We start from the raw sequence: 2,258 nt of genomic DNA, 5'->3' as shown, positions 1-2,258 counted from the left end.
AGTAAAAGGTACGAGCTATTCGTTCGCATGAAATAACTCATTTAAATACAGATAATGAGACTGATAGGTTCGGCGCTGCAAACAGGTAGATATACGTATGGCAAACAAAAAAAAGTCTCACTTAAAAAGTAAGACTTTTTCATAGCCATGCTCTCCCAGGTATAGAAAGCAGACAGGCAGGCGAAAGCAAATTCACTATTACGCCACTACTTCTTTTCCGATATAGCGGGAGTTCATGATGCTGAGTGCGCCCATATACTTCAGGTCAAAACGGAGTACATCGCCTACCTTATAATTCTGCTCGTTTTCTCCCAATTCGACCACCAGCATATCGGAACTGGCCCCGATCACATTCAGGTGTTCATCCTTTGGGATCAAATATTTCGGATGGATATCCAGCAGCCCCACATCCAGTATCGCCCGGTGCGATGTTTTACCATACAGGCTCTCATCGATCTCGAAACTCTCGCCACTCGGATTTTCGGCCAGCATACCCGTAGGTATCATCGGCTTCTGGTTCAGTTCAATGATCTCAGCTGTAAACTCAAACACATCCGCGTACATGCCTTCGAAAGTTTCTCCGGTAAAGAGGTTCAGTCCGAAGAAAAGGGCTTCCCCGATCCGGAAATGGTTGATGCCTTTGGGCATTTGATGCGTGAACAGGAGCGGGATCGTCACCGAGGTGCCACCCGATACCCAGGGAATCCCGATGTTGAATTTCGCTTCGATGATCTGCTTGTATAAACTGAGCTGAATAAGCTTGTCCTGGGTGGGCATCACACCGTGGAGGCAATTGAAGTTTGCGCCCAGCCCGATCACTGAAATACCCGGTAGCTGAAATATCTGTTGATAAAAATTGACCAGCTCGTCGCCCATGACGCCCTCGCGCAGATCGCCCATTTCGATCATGATAATGATTTTGTGCAGCCTGTTCTGCCGGACAGCCTCTTCAGATAACAGCCGGATGATGTCAAGTTCCGTTTCGAAACTTACATCGGCGAACTCGATGATTTCAGGTATACTGAGTTTTGGTGCCGGCTTAATGTACACGGTTTGTACATCGGGTGCCATTTTCTTGATTGTTTTCAGGTTCGTTACCCGGGAGTCGTGTATCTCTTTTACGCCCAGTGCAAGTACTTCTTTGAGGAAAGTTTCTTCGCCGCAAAGCAGCTTTGTGACGATGCCCCAATCAATGTTCTTCTCCCGGAACACCTGGTTGAGGTGGTTGTAGTTGTGTTGCAGGCGCTCCCGGTATAGTTTTAATACTGCCATTCTTTATCGTATTATTCTGTATTCCAGGTATTTGTTCGTGAAGCCCATTTTTTCATAAAGGTGCCTTGCCGGGTTGTCAGGCTCCACATGCAGGGCAATGCTTCCGGTTGTAGTTTCGGTAGCCAGCTGCACCAGTTTTTTGCCGACGCCCTTGCCGCGCTGGCTGTTATGCACGGCTACATATACCAGAATGTTTTCGGGTATATAGCCGCTCATACCGGTGTTGTTCAGGATGAGTGCCCCCACTACCTGGTCATTCTCCTGGGCCACGATCACTGCACCCCCTTTGCCTTCCGACTCTGACAAAGCATAGTCCATGCACTTGGCGATGTCTTCGAGGGCGTCGCCGTACTGGTCCAGGTGCCTGAACAGGAAGTCCAGCACCTCATCGCGTTTCAGCTGTTGGTGGTGGGTGGGGGTATAGATTTCATAATGGAGGGAGTTGGTGTCTGCCATTTTCTGATTTTTGTTGGGTTGAGGTATAGTATAATTAACGGGATGCAGCGCGCATGAGCAGCCGTGCGACCGAATAAATTAGCGTCCGAGTCAAATGAAAGCCGGAACGAGCGGTATAGCCAAGACTTATGTACGATGCATCTGCTTGTAATTGTTGTAGTGAGCAGGTACGCCCGGGCAGTCGGATTCGGTCCAGAAAGGCTGCTGGCAACTGTGACTTGCAAGTAATCCAATACGGATCCGGCTATACCTTCAGATTTCACCCGGCTGGCTGCAGCGGGCATGTAGAGTAAAAAGTAGGTAAGGTTAAGAAGGCGTATTTGTTAGAATAGTATAAGTTGTCTGACATAGAAGAGGTATGGGTGTTCTTGAATATAGTTAAAATTGTGTTGAAAAGCCCGGTTTTATTGTAAAAGGTGCGTGTAGAGGTTCAGGTGTATAAAATAGCCTCTGTTTTTTGTGCAAAACCGGCTTGTGCTCGCGGTGTAGGCTGTGATGCGGAATAGTGAGCGGCAAGGGAGCTGATTGTT

The 2,258-nt window shown here is 48.1% G+C and carries 2 protein-coding genes; both read right to left on the bottom strand.

What is annotated here, in order from left to right:
- Nucleotides 1-198: 198 nt before the first annotated feature.
- Nucleotides 199-1,272: an alanine racemase gene (locus OB13_RS16950; protein WP_461491367.1), complete on the bottom strand. Its 1,074-nt coding sequence runs from the start codon at nucleotides 1,270-1,272 to the stop codon at nucleotides 199-201.
- Between the two features lie 3 nt (nucleotides 1,273-1,275).
- Entirely contained in the window at nucleotides 1,276-1,728 is a 453-nt protein-coding gene (locus OB13_RS16945; protein ID WP_461491366.1) for a GNAT family N-acetyltransferase, read from the bottom strand.
- Nucleotides 1,729-2,258: the final 530 nt, after the last annotated feature.

It is taken from the genome of Pontibacter sp. HJ8 (assembly GCF_054824225.1).
This window is presented reverse-complemented; position numbering and strand designations above follow the sequence as displayed.